This is a genomic window from Streptomyces hainanensis (genome assembly GCF_004348415.1).
Lineage (GTDB): Bacteria > Actinomycetota > Actinomycetes > Streptomycetales > Streptomycetaceae > Streptomyces > Streptomyces hainanensis.
This window is the reverse complement of the sequence record NZ_SMKI01000042.1, coordinates 1-25,724: the sequence shown is the minus strand read 5'-3', so window position 1 is coordinate 25,724 and position 25,724 is coordinate 1. Positions and strand designations below refer to the sequence as shown.

The following is a 25,724-nucleotide window of genomic DNA, read 5'->3' as shown; positions in this document are numbered from 1 at the left end:
GGCTCCTCGGCCGCGAGCTCGGCGCGGGGGCGGGCGGCCACCCGCCGCTGCTTGAGCTCGGGGAGGGTGGCGCCCGGCACGCCGCGCTTGACGGAGACCAGGGCGTCCATCAGGCGCAGCCCCTCGAAGGCGTCCCTGGCGTAGCGGACCTCGCCCTGATAGATCTCGTGGAGGTCCTGTTCGACGTAGGCCCTGGTCAGCGCGGCGCCGCCGAGGATCACCGGGTAGTCGGCGGCCATGCCGCGCCGGTTGAGCTCCTCCAGGTTCTCCTTCATGATCACCGTGGACTTCACGAGCAGCCCGGACATCCCGATGACGTCGGCGCGGTGCTCGGCGGCGGCGTCGAGGATGGCGCCGACCGGCTGCTTGATGCCCAGGTTGACGACGGTGTAGCCGTTGTTGGTGAGGATGATGTCGACGAGGTTCTTGCCGATGTCGTGGACGTCGCCGCGGACGGTGGCCAGCACGATGGTGCCCTTGCCGGCGTCCCCGGTCTTCTCCATGTGCGGCTCCAGGTGGGCCACCGCCTGCTTCATCACCTCGGCGGACTGGAGCACGAACGGCAGCTGCATCTGGCCGGAGCCGAACAGCTCGCCGACCACCTTCATGCCGGCGAGCAGCGTGTTGTTGACGATCTCCAGGGCGGAGCGCTCGGCCAGCGCCTCGTCCAGGTCGGCCGCCAGGCCGTTGCGCTCGCCGTCGATGATCCGGCGCTGCAGGCGCTCGTCCAGCGGCAGCGCGGCCAGTTCCTCGGCCTTCCCGGCCCGCATCGACTTGGTGTCCACGCCCTCGAAGAGCTGGAGGAAGTGCTGGAGCGGGTCGTAGCCCTCGCGCCGCCGGTCGTGGATCAGGTCGAGGGCGACCTGGACGTGCTCCGGCTCGATCCGGGCGATCGGCAGGATCTTGGCTGCGTGCACGATCGCCGAGTCGAGACCGGCCCTGACGCACTCGTCGAGGAAGACGGAGTTCAACACGAGTCGGGCGGCCGGGTTGAGCCCGAAGGAGATGTTGGACAGGCCGAGGGTGGTCTGCACGGCCGGGTGCCGGCGCTTCAGCTCCCGGATCGCCTCGATGGTGTTGACGCCGTCCTTCCTGGACTCCTCCTGCCCGGTGCAGATGGTGAAGGTGAGGCAGTCGATGATGATGTCGGGTTCGGCCACGCCCCAGTTGCCGGTGAGGTCGGCGATCAGCCGCTCGGCCACCGCCACCTTGTGCTCGGGGGTGCGCGCCTGGCCGGTCTCGTCGATGGTGAGCGCCATCAGCGCGGCGCCGTGCTCGACGGCGAGCGCGGTGACGGTGGCGAAGCGCGAGTCGGGGCCGTCGCCGTCCTCGTAGTTGACGGAGTTGATCACCGCGCGCCCGCCGAGCTTCTCCAGGCCGGCGCGGAGCACGGGGGGCTCGGTGGAGTCCAGCACGATCGGCAGGGTGGAGGCGGTGGCGAGGCGGCCGGCGAGCTCGGCCATGTCGGCCGCGCCGTCCCGGCCCACGTAGTCCACGCACAGGTCGAGCAGATGGGCGCCCTCGCGGATCTGCTCGCGGGCCAGCTCCACGCAGTCGTCCCAGCGGGCCTCCAGCATGGCGGTGCGGAACTTCTTGGACCCGTTGGCGTTGGTGCGCTCGCCGATGGCCAGGTACGAGGCGTCCTGCTGGAACGGCACGGTCTGGTAGAGCGAGGAGGCGCCGGGCTCGGGGCGCGGGTCGCGCGGCGCGGGCGTGAGCCGCGCGACGCGCTCCACCACGTGCCGCAGGTGCTCGGGCGTGGTGCCGCAGCAGCCGCCGATCAGGGAGAGCCCGAACTCCGCGATGAACCGCTCGTGCGCGTCGGCCAGTTCGGCGGGTGAGAGCGGGTAGCTCGCACCGTCCTTGCCGAGCACGGGCAGGCCGGCGTTGGGCATGCAGGAGAGCGTGATCCCGGCGTGCCGGGCCAGGTAGCGCAGGTGCTCGCTCATCTCGGCCGGGCCGGTGGCGCAGTTGAGGCCGATCACGTCGATGCCGAGGGGTTCCAGGGCGGTCAGCGCGGCGCCGATCTCGGAGCCGAGCAGCATGGTGCCGGTGGTCTCGACGGTGACCTGCACCATCAGGGGCAGCGTGGCCCCGGTGGCGGTGAGGGCGCGACGGGCGCCGAGCACGGCGGACTTGGTGCCGAGCAGGTCCTGGGACGTCTCGACGAGCAGGGCGTCCGCGCCGCCCTCGATCAGGCCCTCCGCGTTGCGCTGGTAGGCGTCCCTGAGGGGCGCGAAGGTGGTGTGCCCGAGCGTGGGCAGCTTGGTGCCGGGGCCCATCGAGCCGAGCACCCAGCGCTGGCGGCCGTCGGCCGCGGCGAACTCGTCGGCGACGCCGCGGGCGACCGCGGCGCCGGAGGCCGAGAGCTCGTGGATCCGGTCCGCGATCTCGTACTCGCCGAGCGCGCTCAGGTTGGCGCCGAAGGTGTTGGTCTCGACGCAGTCGACGCCGGCCTCGAAGTAGGCGCGGTGGACGTTGCCCACGATGTCGGGTCGGGTGACGTTGAGGACCTCGTTGCAGCCTTCGAGCTGCTCGAAGTCGTCGAGCGTGGGGTCCTGCGCCTGGAGCATGGTGCCCATGCCACCGTCGGCGACCACGATCCGGGAGGCCAGGGCCTCGCGGAGGGCGGCGGCCCGCTGGGACTGGGGGGCTGAGGCGGGACTGGACATGGCCATGGGGAGGCTCCCGGAGATGCGACGGCTGTCGGCTATGCGCCCTTCCGGGGCCCTGCCCCGCGGCGGGCGCACCTGGTCAGGGTAACCGGCCGGCCGGTCCGGGCGCGGATCCGTTCCGGTCGGTGGACGGACTTAGACTCATTCCGCGGCGCCGGGGGTATCGACATAACCCGCTCTCGTTCGACAATGCCGAACGACACCCGGCACGGCAGGGTGTGGAGCGAGGAGCAGGGAGGCGGCCTCATGGGACGGACCATCCAGTCGCTGGAGCGCGCGGCGGCCGTACTGCGGTTGCTGGCGGGCGGCGAACGCCGCCTCGGCCTGTCGGACATCGCCTCGGCCATAGGGCTCGCCAAGGCCACCACGCACGGGCTGCTGCGGACCCTCCAGCAGGAGGGCTTCGTCGAGCAGGACCCGGGCTCGGGCAGGTACCAGCTCGGCGCCGAGCTGCTGCGGCTCGGCAACAGCTACCTGGACGTCCACGAACTGCGCGCCCGCGCGCTCGTGTGGACGGACGACCTGGCCAGGGCCAGCGGCGAGGCCGCCTACGTCGGCGTCCTGCACCAGCGGGGCGTGCTGATCGTGCACCACGTCTTCCGGCCGGACGAGAGCCGGCAGGTGCTGGAGGTGGGCGCCATGCAACCGCTGCACAGCACCGCGCTCGGCAAGGTGATCGCGGCCTTCGACCCGGTGGCGCACAACGAGGTCATGGAGGACGAGCTCACCGCCATCACCGAGCGCACGGTGACCGACTCCGGGACCTTCGCCCGGAACCTGGAGCTGGTGCGCGCCCGCGGCTGGGCGAGCGACGTGGGCGAGACCTGGGACGGGGTGGCGTCCGTCGCCGCCCCCATCGTCGACCGGCGGCGGATGCCGGTCGGGGCCGTGGGCATCACCGGCGCGGTGGAACGGATGCAGATCGGTTCCGACCTCGACCCCCGGCTGGTCGCCGCCGTGCGGGACTGCGCCCGGTCCGTGTCGCGCGACCTCGGAGCCGGGCGCTTCTAGGACAATCCAGGCACCCTCGGGTTATCTGCCGCACAGCCCCTTGACGGTGGCTTCTTCGGGGAGAAAACTGCCGTTCGATGGTCGACATTGTCGAACACTGGACGGTCGTCGGCCAGGAATCCCTGGACGAAGGACAAAGGAGTCACGGGTGTCCAGCTCCGACATCTTCTTCGGCGAGCTCATCGGGACCGCCACGCTGATCCTGCTCGGCACGGGCGTCGTCGCAGGCGTCGTGCTCAAGAAATCGAAGTCGTTCGACGCCGGCTGGGTCGCCATCAGCTTCGGCTGGGGCATCGGCGTGCTCTCCGGCGTCTACGTGTCGACCCAGCTCTCCGGCGCGCACCTGAACCCGGCCGTCACCCTCGGCATCGCGATCGACACCGGCGTGTGGCGCAACGTCGGCACCTATGTCGGCGGCCAGATGGTCGGCGCGATCATCGGCGCCACCCTGACCTGGCTCGCCTACTACGGCCACTTCAAGGCCCACCTCGCGGACCACGAGATCGTCAGCGGCTCCCGGACCCCGGGCGCCAAGGCGTTCAACGACGTCCGCGAGACCGAGGAGCGGCGCGAGCCGGCGGCCGGGCAGCCGGGCCCCGTGCTCGGCGTCTTCGCCACCGCCCCCGAGATCCGCAACACCGTGCAGAACCTGGCCACCGAGATCATCGCCACGATGGTCCTGGTGCTGCTGGTGCTCGGCATCGGCCTCAACGACGGACTGACGGTCTCCGGTACCGGCGGGCTGATGGTCGCGCTGGTCGTCGTCGGCATCGGCCTCTCGCTCGGCGGACCGACCGGCTACGCCATCAACCCGGCCCGCGACCTGGGCCCGCGCATCGTCCACCAGCTCCTGCCGCTCCCCCACAAGGGCGGCTCCGACTGGAGCTACGCCTGGATCCCGGTGGTCGGCCCGCTCATCGGCGCCGCCGCGGCCGCGGGCATCCACAACGCACTGTTCTGAGGGCGCCGAGCCCGCCGCCCCCGCCGATCCGCCCTCACCACCAGGAGCCGCCACATGCCGGAAGCCCAGCAGACCCAAGAGCCCTCCGACGCCCCACGCGAGTACATCGCCGCCATCGACCAGGGCACCACCTCGAGCCGCTGCATCGTCTTCGACAGAGACGGCCGGATCGTCTCCGTCGACCAGAAGGAGCACGAGCAGATCTTCCCCAAGCCCGGCTGGGTCGAACACGACGCCGCCGAGATCTGGACCAACGTCCAGGAGGTGGTGGCGGGCGCCCTGGAGAAGGCCGGCATCACCCGCGAGCACGTCAAGGCCATCGGTATCACCAACCAGCGCGAGACCACGCTGCTGTGGGACCGGGCCACCGGCGAGCCGGTGCACAACGCCATCGTCTGGCAGGACACCCGCACCGACGCCCTCTGCCGGGAGCTGGGCCGGAACGTGGGCCAGGACCGCTTCCGCCGCGAGACCGGGCTGCCGCTCGCCTCGTACTTCGCCGGCCCCAAGATCCGCTGGCTGCTGGAGAACGTCGAGGGCCTGCAGGAGCGCGCGGACCGCGGCGAGATCCTCTTCGGCACCATGGACTCCTGGGTCATCTGGAACCTCACCGGCGGCCCCGACGGCGGCGTACACGTCACCGACGTCACCAACGCCTCCCGCACCCTGCTGATGAACCTGCGCACCCTCGACTGGGACCAGCGCATCGTCAGCTCGATCGGCGTGCCGCCCTCGGTGCTCCCCGAGATCCGCTCCTCGGCGGAGGTCTACGGCACGGCCAGGGGCGGCGCGCTGGACGGCGTGCCGGTGGCCTCCGCCCTCGGGGACCAGCAGGCCGCGCTCTTCGGGCAGACCTGCTTCGCGGTGGGCGAGGGCAAGTCCACCTACGGAACCGGAACGTTCCTGCTGATGAACACCGGCACCGAGGCCATCAACTCCTACGCCGGGCTGATCACCACCGTCGGCTACCGGATCGGCGACCAGGCCCCGGTGTACGCGCTCGAGGGCTCCATCGCCATCACCGGCGCCCTGGTGCAGTGGATGCGCGACCAGATGGGGCTCATCAACAGCGCGGCCGAGATCGAGACCCTGGCCCGGTCCGTCGAGGACAACGGCGGCGCCTACTTCGTCCCCGCCTTCTCCGGGCTCTTCGCCCCCTACTGGCGGTCCGACGCCCGCGGCCTCATCTCCGGGCTCACCCGCTACGTCACCAAGGCGCACATCGCCAGGGCCGTCCTGGAGGCCACCGCCTGGCAGACCCGCGAGATCGTCGACGCCATGAAGAAGGACTCCGGCATGGAGCTCACCACCCTCAAGGTGGACGGCGGGATGACCTCCAACAACCTGCTGATGCAGAACATCTCGGACTTCCTCGACGTGCCCGTGGTGCGCCCGATGGTCTCCGAGACCACCTGTCTGGGGGCCGCCTACGCCGCCGGCCTCGCGGTGGGCTTCTGGACCGACATCGAGGACCTGCGCCACAACTGGCGCCGGGCCGCCGAGTGGACGCCCGGGATGGACGCGGCCGAGCGCGACCGCGAATACCAGTTCTGGCTCAAGGCCGTGCAGCGGACCATGGGCTGGCTAGACGAGGAGAGCTGACGATCATGAACACCCCGCAGCCGACCGCAGGTCCCCCCACCCCGGCCGGGCCGGCCGGGCCGGCCGGCCCGGCCGGCATAGCCGCGGCCGACCGGCGGGCCGAGACCAGGGAGCGGCTCGCCACGTCGACCTGGGACCTGCTCGTCGTCGGCGGCGGCATCCTGGGCACCTCGGTGGCCTGGCACGCCGCCCAGTCGGGGCTGCGGGTGGCGATGGTGGACGCCGGCGACTTCGCCGGCGCCACCTCGTCCGCCTCCTCCAAGCTGGTCCACGGCGGCCTGCGCTACCTGCAGACCGGCGCCGTCCGGCTGGTGGCCGAGAACCACCACGAGCGCCGGGTGCTGGCCCGCGACGTCGCGCCGCACCTGGTCAACCCGCTCACCTTCCACCTGCCCGTCTACCGGGGCGGCCCGCACGGCGCCGCCAAGCTGGGCGCCGGGGTCTTCGCCTACTCCGCGCTCTCGGCCTTCGGCGACGGCGTCGGCCGCGTCATCTCCCCCGCCCGGGCCGCCGCCCTCAACCCGGCGCTGCGCACCGAGAACCTGCGCGCCGTCGCCGTGTACGGCGACCACCAGATGAACGACTCCCGGATGGCCGTGATGACGGTGCGCGCCGCCGTCCAGTCCGGCGCCGCCGTCCTCAACCACGCCGAGGTCGTCGGGCTGCGCCTCGCCCACGGCCGGGTCACGGGGGCCGAGCTGCGCGACCGGCTCACCGGCGCGGAGTTCGACGTCTCGGCCCGCCTGGTGCTCAACGCCACCGGGCCCTGGGTCGACCACCTGCGCCGCCTGGAGGACCCGGGCGCGGCCCCCAGCATCCGGCTCTCCAAGGGCGCGCACCTGGTGCTGCGCCGCGCCGCTCCGTGGCGGACCGCGCTGGCCACGCCGGTCGACAGGTACCGCATCACCTTCGCCCTCCCCTGGGAGGACCAGCTGCTCCTCGGCACGACCGACGAGCCCTACGAGGGCGACCCGGCGGACGTGCGCGCCACCGAGGCGGACATCCACCAGATCCTGGACGAGGCCGCGTTCTCGGTCCGCGACGCGCAGCTGGACCGTTCCCTGCTGACCTACGCGTTCGCCGGCCTCCGGGTGCTGCCCGGCGGCCCGGGCGGCGTCGAGTCGGCCCGGCGCGAGACCGTGGTGACCGAGGGGCGCGGCGGCATGCTGTCGGTGGCCGGCGGCAAGTGGACCACCTACCGGCACATCGGCCGGATGGTGCTGCGCAAGCTGGCCAGCCAGCCGACGGTGCCGCTCGCCGAGGACATGGAGCCGCTCTCCGGGCTGGTGCGCCGGGTGCCGCTGCCCGGCGTCGCCAACCCCAACGCGGTCGCGCACCGGCTGCTCGTGGACCGCGATCCCGGCGCCCGGATGGATCCGCTGACGGCCCGCCAACTCGCCACCCACTACGGCTCCCTGGCGTTCGAGATCGCCCGGCTGGTCCGCGCGGACCCGGCCCTGGGCGAGCGCGTCCACCCGGACGGGCCCGAGATCTGGGCCCAGGTCGTCTACGCCCGTGACCACGAGTGGGCGGAGACCGTGGAGGACGTGGTCCGCCGTCGCACCACGTTGACCATCCGGGGCCTCGACACGCCGGAGGTGCGCGCCGGCGTGGCCGCCGTGCTCGGTCTGCCGACCGAGTGACAGAACCCGCGAACGCCGCTGACCCGCGCACATGCGTACGAGGACTCCGGTATGGGCACGGTCACGCCGTAGGCTGGGGCCGCACGCAACACAACGGCAGCCGGGCCGGGCACACCTCCCCGCCCCGGCCGGGAGGAGGCGCTGGGTGATCGAGCTCGAAGGACTTCCCGAGCTGGTCGACCCGGTCATGGTGGCCGCGTTCGAGGGCTGGAACGATGCGGGTGACGCCGCCTCCGCAGCGGTCGCTCATCTGGAGCAGGAGTGGAAGGGCGAGGTGTTCGCGGCGCTCGACGCCGAGGACTACTACGACTTCCAGGTCAATCGGCCGCACATCTGGCTCGATGGCGGGGTGCGCCGCGTCACCTGGCCGACCACCCGGCTCTCCGTGGTCAGGATCGGCTCGGAGAACGGCCCGGTGAAGCGCCGCGACCTAGTGCTGGTCCGCGGCATCGAGCCCAGCATGCGATGGCGCTCGTTCTGCAACGAACTGCTCGGCTTCGCGCACGAGCTCGGCGTCGAGATGGTGGTGGTACTCGGGGCGCTGCTCGGCGACACCCCGCACACCCGTCCGGTACCGGTCACCAGCGTGACCTCGGACGAGGACCTGGCGGTCCGACTGAACCTCGAGGAGTCCCGCTACGAGGGACCGACCGGCATCGTGGGCATCCTGCAGGAGGCGTGCACCCACGCCGGGGTGCCCGCGGTGACGCTGTGGGCCGCGGTGCCGCACTACGTGGCGCAGCCGCCCAACCCCAAGGCGTCGCTGGCGCTGCTGCACGCGCTCGAGGACCTGCTGGGCGTCGGGGTCCCGCTGGGCGACCTGCCGGAGGACGCCAGGGCGTGGCAGATCGGCGTCGACCAGCTGGCGGCCGAGGACAGCGAGGTCGCCGAGTACGTCAAGTCGCTCGAGGAGGCCAGGGACACGGCGGAGCTGCCCGAGGCGTCGGGCGAGGCGATCGCCAAGGAGTTCGAGCGCTATCTGCGGCGCCGGGACGGCCAGTCGCCGTCCGGCGACGCCGGCTCCTACCTGCGCGATCCCGGCAGTCGCCGGCCCCGGCCGCGGCGTCGGCCGGCCGACGGCGAGCAGAGCCCGCCGGAGCCGGGCCCCGCGGACGGCGAGGACTGAGACACACCGGCACCCCGCGCGCCACGGCGGGCGGGGTGCCGGGCCGCGTCAGAGGGCCACGCCGAGCAGCGCGTCCACCGCCCGGGAGACGATCCCGGGACCGCCCGGGTCGCCGCCCGCGCTCCGCTCCTGGGCCGCGGCCCAGCGGTCCACGGCGGCCAGCGCGGCCGGCGCGTCCAGGTCGGCCGCCAGAGCGGCACGGAGCTCCTCGACCAGGCCGTCGGCCGGCGGCCCGTCCGGCCGGGAGACGGCGGCCCGCCAGCGGCCGAGCCGCTCCACCGCGGCGTCGAGCACCGTGTCGGTCCACTCCCAGTCGGACCGGTAGTGGTGGGCGAGCAGCGCGAGCCGGATCGCCGCCGGGTCGACACCGGCCGCGCGCAGCCGGGACACCAGCACAAGGTTGCCCCGGGACTTGGACATCTTCTCGCCCTGGAAACCGACCATCCCGGCATGCGCGTAGCTGGCGGCGAACGGGTGCTCGCCGGTGAGCGCCTGGGCGTGCGAGGCGCCCATCTCGTGGTGGGGGAAGGCGAGATCGGAGCCGCCGCCCTGGATGTCGAAGCCCATGCCGAGGTGTTCGAGGGCGATGGCCACGCACTCGATGTGCCAGCCGGGCCGCCCCGGACCGAGCGTGCCGCCGTCCCAGGAGGGCTCGCCGGGACGCGCCGCGCGCCACAGCTGTGGGTCGAGCGGGTTCTTCTTGCCGGGCCGCTCCGGGTCGCCGCCGCGCTCGGCCGACAGGGCGCGCATGGTGTCCTGCGGCAGGTGGGCGACGCCGCCGAAGCCCGGGTCGGCGTCGACGGAGAAGTAGACGTCGCCGTCCAGGTCGTAGGCGGCGCCCCTGGCGCGCAGCCGCTCGACCAGCGGCACGATGGCCGGTATGGACTCCACGGCCCCCACGTAGTGCCGCGGCGGCAGGATCCGCAGGGCCGTCATGTCCTCGCGGAACAGGGTGGTCTCGCGCTCGGCGAGCGCCCTCCAGTCCTCGCCGGTGGCGGCGGCGCGCTCCAGCAGGGGGTCGTCGACGTCGGTGACGTTCTGGACGTAGTGCACCTGGCGCTTGGTGTCGAGCCACACCCGCTGGACGAGGTCGAAGGCCGTGTAGGTGGCCGCGTGGCCCATGTGGGTGGCGTCGTAGGGGGTGATGCCGCAGACGTAGAGCCGGGCGACGGGGCCGGGGGTCAGCGTCACCGGGCCGTCCGTGGCGGTGTCGTGAATCGTGAGATCACGCCCCTGACCGGGCAGAACGGGGACTTTGGAAGCAGGCCAGGCATACATGCCACGAGCCTAACCGGCCGCCCGCGCCGGCACGACAGGGCGGCCCACGGCCGGTGGGGGCGGGCCGGGCCGGTCAGATGAGCGGCCAGGGGATGGCGGGCCACTCGCCGCCGGGCAGCGGGTGCCGGCCCGAGCTCAGCAGCGCCGCCGTCCGCGCCCGCAGCGCCCGGCACTCGGCCTCGGTGATCAACGTCAGCAGCCGGGTGAACAGCGGTCGGCCGTCCGCGAGTTCGGCGTCGAGGCCGCGGAGCGCGGTCAGCACGGCGGCGGGCAGCGGCTCGCCGGCCCAGCCCCACAGCAGGGTGCGCAGCTTGTCCTCGGTGTGGAAGGTGACGCCGTGGTCGATGCCGTAGAGGCGGCCGTCAGCGAGCGGCAGCAGATGGCCGCCCTTGCGGTCGCCGTTGTTGATCACGGCGTCCAGCGTCGCTATCCGGCGCAGCCGTTCGTCGTCCACGTGGACCAGCAGGGCGCTGCGCCCCGCGTCCACCTCGGCGCGGCCGACGGCCTTCCAGCCGGGCTCCGGGCGCTCGGCCTCGATCAGCCCCAACAGCGACTCGGGCCCCCCGGTGACGGCCTCGTCGGCCTCGTCGGCGTCGGCGTCGTCCGACTCGTCGTCGTCCGGCACGGGGCCCACCCACAGCTGGCACATCCCGCCGCCGAGCGGGTCGTCCCGCAGCACGGTCGGCGGCACCACGTCCCAGCCCAGCGCCCGGGAGACCTCGTAGGCGGCCACCTCGCGCTGGGCCAGCGTGCCGTCGGGGAAGTCCCACAGCGGGCGCTCCCCCGCCACCGGCTTGTAGACGCAGGGCACCCGGCGCCCCGACAGCTCGGCCGTCGCGTAGAGCACGGCGTTGGAGGCGTCGGCGATCCGCCCGTGGATGGTCAGCTCGCCGCGCTCCAACGCCTCGTCGACGGTCACGCCCGGCTGCGGCGGTATCCGTTCTGGCGCGGACATACGTGTCCTTCCGGGTCGAGCGGCAGGCTGCACAACGGGCACGGCGGGCGGCCGGCGTTGACGACCTCGAGGGCCCGCTTGGCGAACGCGCGGGCCATGGTGCCGCTCAGCCGGACCCGCAGCATCGGCGGGCCGTTCTCGTCGTCCCGCAGCAGCCGCTCCTCGGCCTCCGCGAACTCCTCCTCGGAGTCGGCGTCGAGCTCCACGAGGGCCTGCGCCTCGACGATCATGCGTTCGCTCTCGCTGTCCCAGGCGAGCGCCATCGTGCCGACGCGGAACTCCTCCTCCACCGGACTCTCCAACGGGCCGGTGTCGGAGAGCTCGGTGGGGGCGACGGCCGGCACCGAGGTGCTACCGCCCGACCGGCGCACGACCTCGTCGAGCAACTCGTCGATCCGCTCGGCCAACGCCTCGACCTGGGCCTTCTCCAGGGCGACGCTGGTGGTCCGGCCCGCCGCCGTGGCCTGCAGGAAGAAGGTACGGCGGCCAGGCAGCCCGACGGTCCCGGCGACGAAGCGGTCGGGAGGGTCGTAGAGGAACACCTGACGGGACACGCACTGCTCCGGGGGGTCGACTCGGTTCCGACACAGGCACCCTACTGCCCTTCGCGATCACGGTGCCCGGGGCACGGCTCTTCCGCTACGCCCCACCGCCCACGGGGGACCTGGTGGCCTCGGCCGCGTCCCGCGCCGCCGCCTCGGTGTCCGGCACGAACTCGCCGAGGTCGCCGGTGTCGCCGAACCGCAGCAGCAGGGGCTGCTCGCCGTAGTGCAGAGCCGTGACGGACGCCGGGTGGGGCACGATCCGCTGGAAGAGGTCGAGGTGGAGGCCGAGCGCGTCGGCCACGATCGCCTTGATGTTGTCACCGTGCGTGCACATCAGCCAGACGGCCCCCGGGCCGTGCTCGGCGGCGATCCTGGCGTCCCAGTCGCGGACGGCCGCCACCACCCGGGCCGACATGGCGCGCAGCGACTCGCCGCCGGGGAAGACCGCGGCGGACGGCTGCCGCCGGACGGTGGCCATCAGCGGCTCCTCGGCCAGCTCGGCCAGCTTCCGGTTGGTCCACTCGCCGTAGTCGCACTCGACGACCCGCTCCTCGGCGAACGCGGGCAGGCCCGGGCGATCGGCGAGGAGCGGCGCGACGGTCTCGGCGCAGCGCTGCAACGGGCTGTGCACGACGGCGGCCAGCGGAATGCCGGCCAGCCTGGCCGGGAGCGCGGCGGCCTGCGCCGAGCCGTACTCGTCGAGGCCGACGCCGGGCGCCCGGCCGGCGAGCAGCCCGGCGGAGTTGGCGGTGGTGCGGCCATGGCGCAGGAGCAGCAGGGTGGGCATGCGGCCAACCCTAAGCCAGCGCGCCGACGTCGGTCGCGGCCGCCGGCGCCGCCTCAGCCGAGGCCGGCGCGCTCCAGCGCCTCGGCGGCGACGCGCAGGGCGTTGAGCCGCTCGTCCAGGGTGGCGCCGCCCGGGAAGAAGGAGAGAGTGGTGACGCCGGCTTCGGCGTAGGCCGTCATCCGGTCGGCGATGCGCTCGACGGGGCCGAGCAGCGCGGTGTCCTCGATGAGTTGGCGGGGCACGGCCGCCTCGGCGCCGGTCCGGTCCCCGGCGAGGTAACGGTCCTGGATCTCGGCGGCCTCCTTCTCGTAGCCCATGCGCTGGGCGAGATGGTGGTAGAAGTTCTTGCCGCGGCTGCCCATGCCGCCGACGTAGAGGGCCGTGTACGGACGGAACTGGTCGGCCAGCGCGTCCAGGTCGTCGCCGACGGCCAGCGGCACCGTGGGCACGACGTCGAAGCCCTCCATGGTGCGGCCGGCTTTGGCGCGGCCGGCCCGCAGGTGGCTCATGGAGATCTCCTCGGCGTGCGAGGGCGAGAAGAACAGCAGCAGCGCGCCGTCGGCGATCTCCCCGGTCTGGGCGAGGTTCTTGGGGCCGACGGCCGCGACGTAGACCGGGATGTGCTCCCGGACGGGGTGCACGATGAGCTTGACGGGCTTTCCGGCGCCGGCGGGCAGCGGCAACGTCCAGTGGTCACCCTGGTAGCTCAGCCGCTCGCGGGCCAGGACCTTGCGGACGATCTCGACGTACTCCCGGGTGCGGGCCAGCGGCCGATCGAACCTGACGCCGTACCAGCCCTCGGAGACCTGCGGCCCGGAGACGCCGAGGCCGAGGCGGAACCGGCCGCCGGACAGCGAGTCGAGGGTGGCCGCGGTCATGGCGGTCATGGCCGGGGCGCGGCCGGGGATCTGGAAGATCGCGGAGCCGACGTCCATCCGCTCGGTGTGGGCGGCGACCCAGGTGAGCACGGTGGCGGCGTCCGAGCCGTACGCCTCGGCGGCCCAGCAGACCGCGTAGCCGAGCCGGTCGGCCTCGCGGACGATCGCGAGATTGTCGGCATCCATCCCGGCTCCCCAGTAGCCGAGGTTGATTCCAAGCTTCATCCCCACTCCTCACGGACGGCACAGAATGTACTGGCGAGTAACTACCCGTCCCCGCCGACTGTAACGGGGGCCACAAGTACGCTCAACACCCATGGATCACCGGCACCTGGGCCGCACCGGCCTGCGCGTCTCCCGGCTCGGACTCGGCACCCTCACCTGGGCGAGGGACATCGGCGAGCAGGACGCCGCCGAACTGCTCAGGATCTTCTGGGAGGCGGGCGGTTCGCTGGTGGACACGGCCGACGTCTACGCGGACGGTGCCGCCGAGTACCTGCTCGGCCGGCTGATCGGCTCCGTGGTGCCGCGCGAGGACCTGGTGATCGCCACCAAGGCGGGCAGTGTTCCCGACCCCTACCGCAGGTACGACGGCTCCCGCGGGCACCTGCTGGCCGCGCTCGACGCCTCGTTGGAGCGGCTCGGCACCGACCACGTCGACCTGTGGCAGCTGCACGCCTACGACCCGGTGACCCCGCTCGAGGAGACCCTGCAGGCCCTGGACATCGCGGTGGCCAGCGGGCGGGCGCGCTACGCGGGGGTGTCCGGCTTCTGCGGCTGGCAGTTGGCCAAGGCGGCCACCTGGCAGCTGGGCGCGCCGGGGGCGCGCGTCCGGTTGGCGAGCTCCCAGATGGAGTACTCGCTACTGCAGCGCGGGGTGGAGCGCGAAGTGCTGCCCGCGGCGCTCGACTTGGGGATCGCGCTGCTGCCGTCCTCGCCGTTGGGCCGTGGCGTGCTCACCGGCAAGTACCGGCAGGGGGCACTGCCGGCGGACTCGCGGGGCGCGTCCGAGCAGTTGGCGCCCTTCGTCGCGCCCTATCTGGACGAGGCCGCGAGCCGGATCGTGGACGCCGTGTCGATAGCCGCCGACGGCCTGGCCGTCACGCCGTTGCAGGTCGCGCTCGCCTGGGTGCGGGACCGCCCGGGGGTGGCGGCGCCGATCGTCGGGGCGCGCACGGCGCGGCAGCTCAGCGCGGCGTTGTCAGTGGAGGACCTTAGCCTTCCTCAGGAGATCTGCCAGGCGCTGGACGACGTCTCGGCCCCTGAGCACCGCTACCCCGACCACGACTGGAGCTCGCTGTGACCGCACCGAACAACTCCCCGGCCGAGAAACCGGCGGCCGAGCGGCTGCGGGAGGCCGTGCGAGCGGTGGAGAGCGGCGAGCGCTCGGCCGACTCGTTCTTCGCCCGGCCCAAGCCGCCGCCCAGGCCACGGCCCGCGGCGCCCCAGGGGCCCGCCCCCGGCGCGGCCCGGGAGCAGCCGGCGGCTCCGGTGTCGGTGCCGGAGGGGCTGCCCGCGCTGCTCGCCGCGGGCGGGGCGCCCGGGTCGCTGGCCGGCCGGGTGGCCGCCGCCCTCGGGGAGGGCGCGGAGCGGGAGTTGCGGGAAGATCCGTGGCGGCTGCTCGCCGTCGAGGGGGTGCGCCCCGAACAGGCGGACGGCTTCGCCAGGGCGCTGCTCGGCGCCGACTCCGCCCCGGAGGACGAGCGCAGGACGCGCGCGCTGACCGGCTGGCTGCTGGAGCGGGCGGCCCTGACCGGGCACACGGCGCTCCCGACGGACACGGTGGCCGAGCGGCTCGCGGCGCACGGCGTGCCGGACCCGGAGGCGGCCGTCAGGGACGCGGTCGAGGCGGGCACGGTGCTGGCCTTCCAGGACCGCGAGGACCGGCCGGCCGCCGGGCGGGGCGGGGACGACGAGGAGGAGCCGCGGGTCCGTGTGCTGCTCGGGCTCGACCGGTGCGCGTTGGCCGAGGAGAGCCTGGCCGACGGCCTCTCCCGGCTGCGCGGCACCTTCGGCGGCCCGGGCGACGCCGACTGGGCGGCCGCGGCCGGCGCCGCGCCTTCCCCGTCGGCCGGCGAGCTTCTCAGGGCGGTGTCCGACGCCGCGCTGGTCGCCCACACCGGCGGCGAGGCCGCCAGGGCCGAGCCGGCCGCGCTGGTCGCCGGGGCCCTGGAGCTCGGCCTTCGGGTGTGCGCCGCCTCCCACGTCCCGGCCGGCCGGCGTCGGTTGGCCGCGCTGCTGCCCGACGACGCGGCCGGCGCCTCGGTGACGGTGGCCGGGCTGCTGTCCGGTGTGGAGGGCCCCGAGCGGGACGCCGAGGGGCTGCTGCCGCTCGACCTGCTGGTGGTGCTCGACGCCGGTCAGCTGACGGCCGAGTCGGCGGCGTCGCTCGTCGAGTCCCTGCCGGACGGCGCCCGGCTGGTGCTCAGCGGCGACCCGCTGCTGCTCGGCCCCGCCGGGCCCGGCCGGGTGCTGGCCGACGTGCTGGCCGCCGGCTGCCCCCACGTCCGCTCCCGCACCCCCGATCCCGGCCCGGTCGGCGAGCTGGTCTCGGGGATCGGCGTCGGCGAGCTCGAGCAGGTGGCGGCCCCGGGCAACGAGGTGGTGATCGTGCCGGTGCGTGATCCGGGCGAGGCCGTGCACCGCGCGGTGCAGCTGGTCGCCGACTCCATCCCCCGGGCCTTCGGCCTCGCCACCGGCGAGGTCCAGGTGATCACCCCGGCCCACGGCGGCCCGGCCGGCACCAGGGCGCTGAACACGGCGCTGAAGGAGCGGCTCAACCCGGGCCCCGGCCGGTTCGACGGCTTCGATCCCGGCGACCGGGTGGCGCACTCGCCGGCCCCCGGGCGCACCAGGCTGGCCACCGTCGTCGAGGCGGACCCGGCCGGGCTGTGGCTCGAGGACCAGGACGGCAGGTTCCAGGTGCCCAGGCAGCGCCTCGCGGAGACGCTCAGGCACGGCTGGGCGATCACCGCGCACCAGGCGGCCGGCAGCCACTGGCCGGCGGCCGTGGTGGTGGTCCCGGGCGACGCGGCCGGTGTCGTCGACCGGGCCTGGGTGTACACCGCCTTCGGCCGGGGCGCCGCGCACCTCTCGGTGGTCCAGGGCGCCGGCCCCGCGCTGGCCGCCGCGGTGGCCGGGCCACCGCCGGTCCAGCCGACCACGCGCCTGCGCGCGCTGCTGCGCGAGCAGGCACCGCAGGCGCCCGCCGAGTAGCGGCGCGTCAGCCGACGCTGTCCAGGCCGTCCTCCTCGAACGCCTCGCTGATATCGAAGCGGCAGACCACCCGCTCGGGATCGACCGAGTCGAAGGGGGCGGCCAGCCACTCCCCCGGCTCGGCCGGCTCGTCACCGGCGGTCACCCAGAGCGTGGCGTCCCCCTCCTCCAGCCCGAACTCCTTGTGCCGGGACGCCAACTCGTCCGGGTCGAACTCGCCGAAGAGCACGCCGAGCGCCGGCTGCATGCCCCGCGCCGGCCCCTCGTCGTTGTCCGCGAAGCCGAGGTCGCCGGCCTCCGGATCGAGGTCGGCCACCCGCTGGGCCTGGGCCAGCAGCCGCCTCGGGTCCACCACCGTGTAGTCCCGGCGGATGAAGACGCTCAGCGCCTCCGGCACCTCGGGGCCCTCATAGGGAACCCCGTTCTCGGTGCTTGGCACCTCGAACGGGGTCACCTCGTCATAGACGTCGTACAGCAGCTCGTCATACACCTCGCCCGCGGCGGCCAGCTCGTTGAACGCGGCGAACACGGCCGCGTCCGCGTCGGCCGCCTCCGGGGCCGCGGTGCGGCCCTCGATGGCGGCGAGGTGCCGGTCGATCGCCGCTTTGAGCGCGTCGGCGGCGGCGCGGACTTCGGCAGCGGTGGGCTGCACAGCATCAGACATGGTGCAGACGGTATCGGCATCCGGGGCTTGCCCGCACAATAGATTCGATGCCGGAATACGAGTTTCGCGATGTGTATGTTCCGCGGGGGGTCTCCCGTGCCGCCGCCACGCGCCTGCTGACCGAACACGCCGAGTACGGTCACTGGGAGCTGGCCCAACTCCGCCTGTACCCCGACGGCAGCCGCCAGGTTCGGCTGCGCCGGCGGATCATCCGCCAACTCCGCGCCACCTGGTAGGCGGCGCCGCCCACCTGTCCGCGTCATCCCCCCACACAGAAGAGGAGTGGGCCCCGTGTGACACGGGACCCACTCCTGATCGTTCTTTCCCGACGGCTCGCCCGCCCGGGAGGGCCGGCCTCAGCCGCGGTGTGCCACCCGCGCCCGCCGGTAGAGCACGCCGCCACCGATCAGCAGCCCGCCGCCGACCGCGAGGATCGCGCCGAGCGGCAGCTCGCTGCCGGTCTCGGCCAGCTCACCGTCCGCCGCGCTCTCCTCGGCCGGGGCCTCGGCCACCGAGCCCGCGGGCCGTGGCCCCGGCTCCGCGGTCTCGGGGTCGCCGGCCGCCGGGTCGTGCGGCATCTGCCCCTCGGGCTCCTCGGAGCCCGGCCCCGGGTTGCCCGGGTTGCCCGGCTGCCCGGGGTCACCCGGGTCGCCGGGGTGCTCGGGGCCGGGGTGCTCAGGACCCTGGGGGTCGCGCGGCCGCTCCGGGCCGCCGCCCTCCTGGCACTTGTTGCCGAACGCCGGATTGAGCACGCCGACCACGTTCGTGTTGCCGCAGACCTGGACCGGCACGTCCACCGGGACCTCGACGTTGTTGCCGGACGCGACCCCCGGTGAGCCGACGGCCGACCCGGCGGCGTCGGAGTCCGCGAACGCGGTGCCGCCCGAGATCGCGAAGACCCCGCCGGCGGCAACCACGGTGAGCAGGCCCTTCTTCCTGACCTGACGCATCTGTAGTTTCCCTGCCTCGTCGTGAGATGGGTCGCGGGGTGGGGGGATGAGGGCACCCACGACCGAACTACGGCCGGGCGGCCCCTGCGACGCGTTACGCGCGCCGCGGGACCGCCCGACCAAGCCCTCAAAGTGTGGGGCGAAGCATCACTTGGCGACGCAGACGTTGCCGAACGCCGGGTTCAGGAGGGCGATGATGTCGATCGTGTTGCCACAGACCTGAATCGGGACGTGGACCGGCACCTGAATGTTGTTCCCCGAGATCACACCGGGGGAGCCGATCGCGGCGGCACCGGCGTTGGAGTCGGCCGCGGCGAGCCCGGCGCCAGCCATCACCAGACCGCCGGCGGCGGCCGCCGTGGCGACAACCTTCTTGATCATAATTTCCTCCTCGTTGACAACGCGGCCCCAGCCGGGGGCCGCACCGGTTGTAACGAGGTCCTCAGATCATGGGTACTCGCGGGCACGAACTTTCACCCACTCGGATGAGTTTCGTACCCGCGTCCGGTTCTTCAGTTCAGTACCGCGAGCTCAGCACTGGTCGAGGAAACGGTCCAACACCCGGGCGCCGAACTTCAGTCCGTCGACCGGCACCCGCTCGTCCACGCCGTGGAACATGCCGGCGAAGTCCAACTCCGGGGGCAGCTTCAGGGGGGCGAAGCCGAAGCAGCGGATGCCCAGGTCGTCGAAGGACTTGGCGTCGGTGCCGCCGGACAGCATGTACGGCACGGCGCGCGCGATCGGGTCCTCGGCCACCAGCGCGGACTGCATGGCGTCCACCAGGGCGCCGTCGAAGCTGGTCTCCACGGCCTTGTCGGAGTGCACGTCCTCACGCTTCACCCGGGGGCCGAGGATCCGGTCGAGGTCGGCCAGGAACTCCTCCTCGAAACCGGGCAGGAACCGCCCGTCCACGTGGGCGGTGGCCTGGCCGGGGATCACGTTGACCTTGTAGCCGGCGCCCAGTTGGGTCGGCGCCGCCGTGTTCTGCAGCGTGGCGCCGATGATCTTGGCGATGCCGCCGAGCTTGGCCAGCGTCTCGTCCATGTTCTCCGGGTCGAGTTCGGTGCCGAGGGCGTCCGAGAGCTCGTCGAGGAACGAGCGGACCGTCTTGGTCACCCGCACCGGGAACCTGTGGCGGCCGAGGCGCGCCACGGCCTCGCACAGCTCGGTGATGGCGTTGTCGTCGTTGGTCATCGAGCCGTGGCCCGCGGTGCCGTCGACCGTCAGGCGCATCCAGTGCATGCCCTTCTCGGCCGTCTCGATCAGGTACAGGCGCAGGTTCTCGTTGACGGTGAACGAGAAGCCGCCGACCTCGCTGATCGCCTCGGTGACGCCCTCGAACAACTCCCGGTGGTTGTCGACCAGGTGCCGCGCGCCGTAGATGCCGCCGGCCTCCTCGTCGGCCAGGAACGCCACCACGACGTCCCGCGGCGGCTTGCGGCCGGAGCGCAGCCGGTCGCGCACCACGGCCAGCGTCATGGCGTCCATGTCCTTCATGTCCACGGCGCCCCGGCCCCAGACGCAGCCGTCCGCGATCTCGCCGGAGAACGGGTGGTGCGTCCAGTCGGCGGCGTTGGCCGGCACCACGTCGGTGTGCCCGTGGATGAGCAACGCCGGGCGGGACGGGTCCTCGCCCTCGATCCGGGCCACGGTCGAGGCCCGCCCCGGGCGCGACTCGAAGATCCGCGGTTCGAGGCCCACCTCGGCCAACTGCTCCGCCACGTACTCGGCGGCGGCCCGCTCGCCAGGTCCCGAGTGGTCCCCGTAGTTGCTGGTGTCGATCCGGATCAGATCGCGGCAGATGCCGACGACCTCGTCCTCGGCACGCTGTCCGACTCCCGCGCTGCCCGGGGTGGGGCTCGACTGGCTCACGCTGCCTCCTCCTGCGATGGGTGCCCCCATCCTCCCCCCACCCGCGCGACCTGCCCAAGGCCGATCGTCCCCCGACTCGGGTGGAGATCACCAACGCCCGGACTTTGCTATGGTTTCCCACGTCGCCGCGCGCATCGCGCTCCGGCCGACACACACCCCGTCCGGGTGGCGGAATGGCAGACGCGCTAGCTTGAGGTGCTAGTGCCCGTTTAAGGGCGTGGGGGTTCAAGTCCCCCCTCGGACACCATCATTGGTAGGTCACGCGGCCGCTCGGCGGGCCGCTTCTCCGCGTTTGGCCTGTTGTACGAGCCCGTGTACGTGGGTGCGGAGGGCGTGGAAGCGCGGGTCGTTGCGGGTGGTGAGCTGGTCGCGGGTTTCCGGCAGGTCGACGGTGACGTCCTCGAGGACGACGGTGGGCCGCGCGGACAGCACCAGGACGCGCTGGCCCAGGTAGATCGCCTCGTCGATGTCGTGCGTGACGAAGAGCAGGGTGATGCCGAGCCGGTGCCACAGGTCGCGGACCAGGTCCTCGAGGTCGGCTCGGGTCTGGGCGTCCACGGCGGCGAAGGGCTCGTCCATCAGCAGGATGCGCGGTTCGTAGGCCACGGCGCGGGCGATGGCGACGCGTTGCTGCATGCCGCCGGACAGCTGCCACGGGTAGGAGTTCGGGACGTCGGCCAGTCCCACGGCGTCGAGGGACTCGGCGACGAGGCGGCGGCGTTCGGCCCTGGCCACGCCCTTCTCCCGCAGGGGCAGGTCGACGTTCTGGGCGACGGTCAGCCAGGGGAAGAGGCTGCGGGCGTAGTCCTGGAAGACGACGGCCATGCCCTCCGGCGGTCCGGAGACCGGGTGCCGGTCCAGGGTGACCTCGCCCGACGTGGGCGGCAGCAGTCCGGCGATGCAGCGCAGCAGGGTGGTCTTGCCGGCGCCGGAGGGGCCGACGATGCACACCATCTCGCCCGCCCTGGTGGCGAACGTCAGGTCGCGGACGGCCTCGGTGGCGCCGGGGCCCGAGCCGTACACCTTGCGCAGGCCGCGCACGCTCAGGAGTTCGTCGGTGGATGTGGTGGTGGTCATCGGGAACCTCCTCGTTGGGCCTGGCGCTGACCGCGATACCAGGCCAGGACGGCGCGCTCGACGGCGCGGAAGATCAGGGAGAGCAGCAGGCCCACCAAGCCGAGCAGGATGATCCCCGTCCACATCTCGGGGAGGGCGAAGCCGCGCTGGAACTGGACGATGGAGAAGCCGAGGCCGTTGTTGGCGGCGAACATCTCGGAGATCACCATCAGGACGATCGCGATGGACAGCGCCTGCCGGGCGCCGGTGACGATCCCCGGGCTGGCGCCGCGCAGCACGACGGTCCGCAGTCGGGTCAGCGGGCGGAGCCGGTAGACGCGGGCGGTGTCGTGCAGCAGTCCGTCGATGCCGCGGACGCCCTCGACGGTGTTGAGCAGCACCGGCCAGACGGCACCGGAGACGATGACGACGACCTTCATGGTGGTGCCGATGCCGAGGAAGAGCATGAGGATCGGCACCATCACGGGTGGGGGGATGGCCCGGAAGAACTCCAGCACGGGCTCGGCGAAGGCGCGCAGCGCCGGCCGGGTGCCGATGAGGACGCCGAGGGCGACGCCGAGCAGCAGCGCCAGCGCGTATCCGGCGGCCAGCCGGCCGAGGGACGGCAGCAGGTCGTGGCCGAGGCGGCCGTCGAACCAGGTGGGGCCGAACTCGGCGAGGATCTCGCTGAGCGGCGGGAAGAAGAAGTTGCCGGCGCGTTCGGAGACGATCCACCAGAGGGCGGCCAGCACGGCGGGCAGGCCGAGCAGGACGGCCAGCCGTCGGCCGTGGTGGCGGAGCCGGGAGCCGAGGGACCGGGCGGGGGTGACGGCGGTGCGGGCGGTGAGTGAGGTCATCGGGCGGTCTCCTGCCGCACGGAGGGGTGCCAGCGCAGCACGCGGCGTTCGAGCAGCCGGGCCGACAGGTTGACGACGACGCCGAGCAGGCCGGTGACGATGACCAGCCCGTAGAGCGGCGCGACCGCGCCGGAGGTCTGCGCGACGGCGATGAGCCGGCCGAGGCCCGGGGTCCCGATGATGAGCTCGCCGGTGATGGTGAGGATCAGCGCGACGCTGGCGGCCAGTCGGAAGCCGGTGACGGCGTACGGCAGGGTGGTGGGCCACACCAGGCGCAGCGCCCTGGTGCGGTGGCGGAAGCGGAAGGACCTGGCGGTGTCCCGCGCCACCGGGTCGACGTCGGCGACGCCGGCGAGCACCTGCATCAGGACCTGCCAGAAGGCGGAGTAGACGACGAGGATGAGGGTGGCCTCCATCCCGGTGCCGTACAGCAGCACGGCCAGCGGGATGAGCGCCACGGCCGGGATGGGGCGCAGGAACTCGATGGTCGAGGCGGTGGCGTCGCGGAGCGCGGGGACGGAGCCGATGACCATGCCGGCGGCCGTGCCGGCGGCGAAGGCCAGGGCGAGCCCGGTGCCCCAGGTCCGCAGGGTGTCGCCGAGCGCCTGCCAGAACTCGGCGGTGCCGGCGCTGTCCCCGAGGGCGCGGGCCATCTCGGAGAACGGCGGCAGGTAGCGGTCGTCGACCAGGCCGGTGTGCGGGACGGTCTCCAGCAGGAGGAGGAAGGCGGCCACGCCGGCGAGCCCGAGGAGTGCGTTGCGCATCACTCGTCTCCTCTGCCGGGTGTGGCGTCCGGGGTGGCGATCAGGGAGTCCACGTCGATCTCCTCGTCGGTGAAGCCGCTGGTGAGCATCCGGTCGGCGACGAACCGCAGCGACTCCGGGTCGACGCGGTCGTGGTAGGCGGGCAGCACCATGGACTCGGCGAGTGCCGGGGCCATCTCCTCGAGTTCCGGCAGGGCCGCCCGGAACTCCTCCGGGTGCTCGGTGATGAACGCCGCGACGTCGGCGATCGCCGCGCGGAAGGCCTCGGCCTTCTCGCCGTTCTCCCGGAGGAACTCCTCGGTCGCGAGGAAGCAGCCGACCTGGAGGCCCTCGCGGGCCTCGGTGTAGGGCCGCAGCACGGGGCGCAGGCCCTGTTGTGCTCCGATGGAGAGGAAGGGCTCGATGACCCAGGCGGCGTCCACCCGGCCGCTGTGCAGGGCGGGCAGCATCTGGGGGAAGCCGATCTCGGTGAACTGGATGTCGGAGGTGTCCACGCCCTGTTCCTCCAGGGCGGCCACGATGCTGATGTCGCCGATGTTCTGGAGGGTGTTGACGGCGATCGAGGCGCCGGCCAGGTCCTCGGGGCCCTCGATGCCGGAGTCCTCGGAGACCAGGACGGCGGAGAAGTCGCGCTGCGGGTCGTCGGTGGCGAAGGTGCCGGGTGCGATGATCCGCACCGGCAGGCCCTGGTGGCCGGCGAGCATGCCGCTGACGACGTTGGAGCCTGCCACGTCGAGGTTGCCGCCGACCAGCGCGGGGATGGCCGCGGCGCCGCCGGCGGAGGCGTCGATCTCGAGTTGGATGCCGTGGTCGGCGAAGATGCCCTGTTCCTGGCCGAAGCGCAGGAACGCGGCGGGCATCCCGTCGGTCTCGCCGACGCGGACCACGTTGGTGCCGTCGGTGCCGGAATCGCCGCCGGCCGCGACGCCGCATCCCGTGGCGCCGAACAGCGTGGCGACGAGCACCACGCTCAGGGCGGCAGGGCCGCTCGCCCGAAACATCATTGTTTTCTCCCCTTCGCTCTCGGCCCGGGTGTGAGCAACGTAGGTGGCGGCCGAGACGGCGAGGAATACCGGCCAGCGGAATTCTTCTATGGCGAATCTTGCTCCCGCGGGCGCCGCCGGGCTCGTCGCGATGCCTACGGTCAACGCACCGGGGAGGCCGTTTCCACGGTGCAGAGAACATTCCGCAGAGAAGAATCGAGGAGCAGTGCAGACGAACGTCGTCATCGTGGGCGCGGGAATCGGGGGCCTGACCCTCGCGCTCGAACTCCACCAGGCCGGGATTCCCTGCCGCGTGCTGGAGGCGGTTCCGCGCCTCGAACCCGTCGGTGCCGGCATCAACCTCCTGCCGCACGCCATGCGGGTCCTGCACGGCCTCGGGGTCGAGGAGCGCCTCGCCGCGGCGGGCGTCGAGACGGCGGAGGCGGTGTTCTTCAACCGCTTCGGCCAGCTCGTCTACCGGGAGCCGCTGGGCAGGGCCGCCGGGTACGACCACCCCCAGCTCTCGCTCCACCGCGGCGACGTGCAGCTGACGCTGCTGGCCGCCGTGCGGGAGCGGCTCGGCGCGGACGCGGTCGCGCTGGGGCGGCGGGTCCTCTCGGCGGAGGACGCCGGCGACCACGTGCGCCTCGCGGTGGCCGACGCGGCGACCGGCGCCGTCACCGAGGAGCGCGCCACCGTCGTCGTCGGCTGCGACGGCATCCACTCGGCGCTGCGCGCCCAGTTCCACCCGGAGGAGGGCGAGCCGCGCTACTCGGGCGTCACGATGTGGCGCGGGGTGACGCCGTGGGAGCCGTTCCTCAGTGGCGCCAGCATGGTCAGGGCCGGCTGGCTGGCCTCGGGGAAGATGGTGATCTACCCGGTGCGCGACCGGGTGGACGCGGCCGGCCGGCAGCTCGTGAACTGGGTGGCCGAGGTCGAGCGGCCCCGCTCGCCGCGCCGCGACTGGACCCGCGCCGGGCGGCTCGAGGACTTCGTCGACGTCTTCGCGGACTGGCACTTCGACTGGCTCGACGTGCCCGCGCTGATCCGCGGCGCCGAGACCATCCTGGAGTACCCCATGGTCGACCAGGACCCGCTGCCGCGCTGGACCTTCGGTCCCGTGACGCTGCTCGGCGACGCCGCCCACCCGATGGTGCCGCGCGGCTCGAACGGCGCCGGGCAGGCGATCCTGGACGCCCACGCCCTGCGGGTGGCGCTGACGGAGTGCGGGGAACCGCGCGAGGCGCTGCTGCGCTACGAGGCGGAACGGCGGCCCGCGACCGCCGCCGTCGTCGAGACGAACCGGACCCGGCCGCCGGATACGATCCTCAGGGAGGTGTACGAGCGGACCGGTGATCGTCCGTTCGCGCGCGTCGAGGACGTCATCAGCACCGAGGAGATGGCCGAGATCTCCGCGAGCTACCAGAGGGTCGCCGCGTATGACAGGGACCGTGTCAACCGGCCCGGGTGACCCCGGGCAGGAACCGGGCGACGAGTGGGGTGCCGCGCCGCCGTACTCGCTGGCCTCGGTCGACAACGCCCTGCGTCTGATCCGGGCCCTGGACGAGCGCGGCGAGCTGCGCGTGTACGAGGCGGCCGAGCTGCTCGGCGTGGCCCGCTCGACCGCCCACCGGCTGCTCTCCACGCTCGCCTTCCGGGGCTTCGCCGCGCAGCCCGACAGCGGCCACGTCTACCGGCCGGGGCCCGCCCTGGCCGAGGCCGGGCTGCGGGCGATCTCCCGCCTCGACCTGCGTCAGGTGGCGCGCCCGCATCTGCGCGCGCTGTCCGAGGAGACCGGCGAGACGGTCCACCTGGTGGTGTTGGAGGGGAACGGCGCCCGGTTCGTCGACGGCGTGGAGAGCACCCAGCCGCTCCGGGTGGGCCTGCGGGTGGGCATGGTC

Annotated in this window: 24 protein-coding genes and 1 tRNA gene; 11 read left to right on the top strand and 14 right to left on the bottom strand. The window is 73.3% G+C overall.

Annotated features, from left to right (window positions below):
• A partial coding sequence (gene metH, locus E1283_RS06155; RefSeq protein ID WP_425086135.1) for a methionine synthase occupies nucleotides 1-2,678 on the bottom strand: 2,678 nt, incomplete at its 3' end.
• A gap of 243 nt (nucleotides 2,679-2,921) precedes the next feature.
• Between metH and E1283_RS06150 the strand changes: the two genes are divergently transcribed.
• The 5 genes from E1283_RS06150 to E1283_RS06130 all read left to right on the top strand — a co-directional run bounded on the left by E1283_RS06150 (nucleotide 2,922) and on the right by E1283_RS06130 (nucleotide 9,018).
• Nucleotides 2,922-3,686: an IclR family transcriptional regulator gene (locus E1283_RS06150; protein WP_132816857.1), complete on the top strand. Its 765-nt coding sequence runs from the start codon at nucleotides 2,922-2,924 to the stop codon at nucleotides 3,684-3,686.
• 148 nt (nucleotides 3,687-3,834) lie between these two features.
• The gene (locus E1283_RS06145; RefSeq protein ID WP_132816856.1) at nucleotides 3,835-4,647 is read left to right on the top strand and encodes an MIP/aquaporin family protein; all 813 of its coding nucleotides are present in this window, start codon (nucleotides 3,835-3,837) and stop codon (nucleotides 4,645-4,647) included.
• A 54-nt stretch (nucleotides 4,648-4,701) separates the two neighbouring features.
• Nucleotides 4,702-6,249, top strand: a complete 1,548-nt coding sequence (gene glpK, locus E1283_RS06140) for a glycerol kinase GlpK (protein ID WP_132816855.1) — start codon at nucleotides 4,702-4,704, stop codon at nucleotides 6,247-6,249.
• A gap of 5 nt (nucleotides 6,250-6,254) precedes the next feature.
• Nucleotides 6,255-7,892 (top strand): glycerol-3-phosphate dehydrogenase/oxidase, encoded by a 1,638-nt coding sequence (locus E1283_RS06135; RefSeq protein WP_132816854.1) that lies wholly within the window; start codon nucleotides 6,255-6,257, stop codon nucleotides 7,890-7,892.
• 145 nt (nucleotides 7,893-8,037) lie between these two features.
• Nucleotides 8,038-9,018 carry a PAC2 family protein gene (locus E1283_RS06130; RefSeq protein ID WP_132816853.1) on the top strand — a complete coding sequence of 327 codons (981 nt, stop codon included), beginning with the start codon at nucleotides 8,038-8,040 and terminating at the stop codon, nucleotides 9,016-9,018.
• Nucleotides 9,019-9,066: 48 nt separating this feature from the next.
• Here the strand turns inward: E1283_RS06130 and mshC are convergent, their stop codons facing one another.
• The 5 genes from mshC to E1283_RS06105 form a co-directional block, all read right to left on the bottom strand.
• Complete coding sequence (gene mshC, locus E1283_RS06125; protein ID WP_132816852.1) at nucleotides 9,067-10,296, bottom strand: cysteine--1-D-myo-inosityl 2-amino-2-deoxy-alpha-D-glucopyranoside ligase; 1,230 nt, start codon at nucleotides 10,294-10,296, stop codon at nucleotides 9,067-9,069.
• A 73-nt stretch (nucleotides 10,297-10,369) separates the two neighbouring features.
• Nucleotides 10,370-11,251, bottom strand: coding sequence for an SCO1664 family protein (locus E1283_RS06120; protein ID WP_132816851.1), 882 nt, complete (start codon nucleotides 11,249-11,251; stop codon nucleotides 10,370-10,372).
• Nucleotides 11,212-11,805 (bottom strand): DUF3090 domain-containing protein, encoded by a 594-nt coding sequence (locus tag E1283_RS06115; RefSeq protein WP_132816850.1) that lies wholly within the window; start codon nucleotides 11,803-11,805, stop codon nucleotides 11,212-11,214. The genes E1283_RS06120 and E1283_RS06115 overlap by 40 nt, the downstream gene beginning before the upstream one ends.
• An 85-nt stretch (nucleotides 11,806-11,890) precedes the next feature.
• Nucleotides 11,891-12,583 carry an MSMEG_4193 family putative phosphomutase gene (locus E1283_RS06110; protein WP_132816849.1) on the bottom strand — a complete coding sequence of 231 codons (693 nt, stop codon included), beginning with the start codon at nucleotides 12,581-12,583 and terminating at the stop codon, nucleotides 11,891-11,893.
• 53 nt (nucleotides 12,584-12,636) lie between these two features.
• The gene (locus E1283_RS06105) at nucleotides 12,637-13,686 is read right to left on the bottom strand and encodes an LLM class F420-dependent oxidoreductase (protein WP_132816848.1); all 1,050 of its coding nucleotides are present in this window, start codon (nucleotides 13,684-13,686) and stop codon (nucleotides 12,637-12,639) included.
• Nucleotides 13,687-13,777: 91 nt separating this feature from the next.
• Here E1283_RS06105 and E1283_RS06100 point away from each other — a divergent pair, with 91 nt between their 5' ends.
• The gene (locus E1283_RS06100; RefSeq protein WP_132816847.1) at nucleotides 13,778-14,764 is read left to right on the top strand and encodes an aldo/keto reductase; all 987 of its coding nucleotides are present in this window, start codon (nucleotides 13,778-13,780) and stop codon (nucleotides 14,762-14,764) included.
• Nucleotides 14,761-16,677, top strand: a complete 1,917-nt coding sequence (locus E1283_RS06095; RefSeq protein WP_243744635.1) for an ATP-dependent DNA helicase — start codon at nucleotides 14,761-14,763, stop codon at nucleotides 16,675-16,677. The genes E1283_RS06100 and E1283_RS06095 overlap by 4 nt, the downstream gene beginning before the upstream one ends.
• Before the next feature lie 7 nt (nucleotides 16,678-16,684).
• On the opposite strand, the gene E1283_RS06090 is transcribed toward E1283_RS06095, so the two are convergent.
• The gene (locus E1283_RS06090; protein ID WP_132816845.1) at nucleotides 16,685-17,341 is read right to left on the bottom strand and encodes a hypothetical protein; all 657 of its coding nucleotides are present in this window, start codon (nucleotides 17,339-17,341) and stop codon (nucleotides 16,685-16,687) included.
• Between the two features lie 47 nt (nucleotides 17,342-17,388).
• On the opposite strand from E1283_RS06090, the gene E1283_RS06085 reads away from it, so the two are divergent.
• Nucleotides 17,389-17,577, top strand: coding sequence for a DUF5703 family protein (locus E1283_RS06085; protein WP_132816844.1), 189 nt, complete (start codon nucleotides 17,389-17,391; stop codon nucleotides 17,575-17,577).
• Nucleotides 17,578-17,697: 120 nt separating this feature from the next.
• Here E1283_RS06085 and E1283_RS06080 read toward each other — a convergent pair whose 3' ends face one another.
• From E1283_RS06080 to E1283_RS06070, 3 genes are all read right to left on the bottom strand, one after another.
• A complete protein-coding gene (locus E1283_RS06080) occupies nucleotides 17,698-18,291 on the bottom strand; it encodes a chaplin (RefSeq protein WP_132816843.1) in 594 nt (197 codons plus the stop codon).
• A gap of 147 nt (nucleotides 18,292-18,438) precedes the next feature.
• Complete coding sequence (locus E1283_RS06075; RefSeq protein ID WP_132816842.1) at nucleotides 18,439-18,672, bottom strand: chaplin; 234 nt, start codon at nucleotides 18,670-18,672, stop codon at nucleotides 18,439-18,441.
• Nucleotides 18,673-18,822: 150 nt separating this feature from the next.
• Nucleotides 18,823-20,193, bottom strand: coding sequence for a M20/M25/M40 family metallo-hydrolase (locus E1283_RS06070; RefSeq protein ID WP_207930312.1), 1,371 nt, complete (start codon nucleotides 20,191-20,193; stop codon nucleotides 18,823-18,825).
• Nucleotides 20,194-20,322: 129 nt separating this feature from the next.
• Here E1283_RS06070 and E1283_RS06065 point away from each other — a divergent pair.
• Nucleotides 20,323-20,410 (top strand) — tRNA-Leu (locus E1283_RS06065).
• Nucleotides 20,411-20,421: 11 nt separating this feature from the next.
• Here the strand turns inward: E1283_RS06065 and E1283_RS06060 are convergent.
• Genes E1283_RS06060 through E1283_RS06045 form a run of 4 tightly spaced genes read right to left on the bottom strand, consistent with a single transcriptional unit; the run spans nucleotide 20,422 to nucleotide 23,844 of the window.
• Nucleotides 20,422-21,240: an ABC transporter ATP-binding protein gene (locus tag E1283_RS06060; protein WP_132816840.1), complete on the bottom strand. Its 819-nt coding sequence runs from the start codon at nucleotides 21,238-21,240 to the stop codon at nucleotides 20,422-20,424.
• A complete protein-coding gene (locus tag E1283_RS06055; protein WP_132816839.1) occupies nucleotides 21,237-22,076 on the bottom strand; it encodes an ABC transporter permease in 840 nt (279 codons plus the stop codon). The genes E1283_RS06060 and E1283_RS06055 overlap by 4 nt, the downstream gene beginning before the upstream one ends.
• The gene (locus E1283_RS06050) at nucleotides 22,073-22,840 is read right to left on the bottom strand and encodes an ABC transporter permease (RefSeq protein WP_132816838.1); all 768 of its coding nucleotides are present in this window, start codon (nucleotides 22,838-22,840) and stop codon (nucleotides 22,073-22,075) included. The genes E1283_RS06055 and E1283_RS06050 overlap by 4 nt, the downstream gene beginning before the upstream one ends.
• Nucleotides 22,840-23,844 carry an ABC transporter substrate-binding protein gene (locus tag E1283_RS06045; protein ID WP_165956023.1) on the bottom strand — a complete coding sequence of 335 codons (1,005 nt, stop codon included), beginning with the start codon at nucleotides 23,842-23,844 and terminating at the stop codon, nucleotides 22,840-22,842. The genes E1283_RS06050 and E1283_RS06045 overlap by 1 nt, the downstream gene beginning before the upstream one ends.
• A 205-nt stretch (nucleotides 23,845-24,049) precedes the next feature.
• On the opposite strand from E1283_RS06045, the gene E1283_RS06040 reads away from it, so the two are divergent.
• Both E1283_RS06040 and E1283_RS06035 read left to right on the top strand, forming a co-directional pair.
• Nucleotides 24,050-25,294 (top strand): flavin-dependent oxidoreductase, encoded by a 1,245-nt coding sequence (locus E1283_RS06040; RefSeq protein WP_243744634.1) that lies wholly within the window; start codon nucleotides 24,050-24,052, stop codon nucleotides 25,292-25,294.
• Nucleotides 25,275-25,724, top strand: a 450-nt coding sequence (locus tag E1283_RS06035; protein WP_165956022.1) for an IclR family transcriptional regulator, incomplete at its 3' end; no start/stop codon positions are given. The genes E1283_RS06040 and E1283_RS06035, both read left to right, overlap by 20 nt.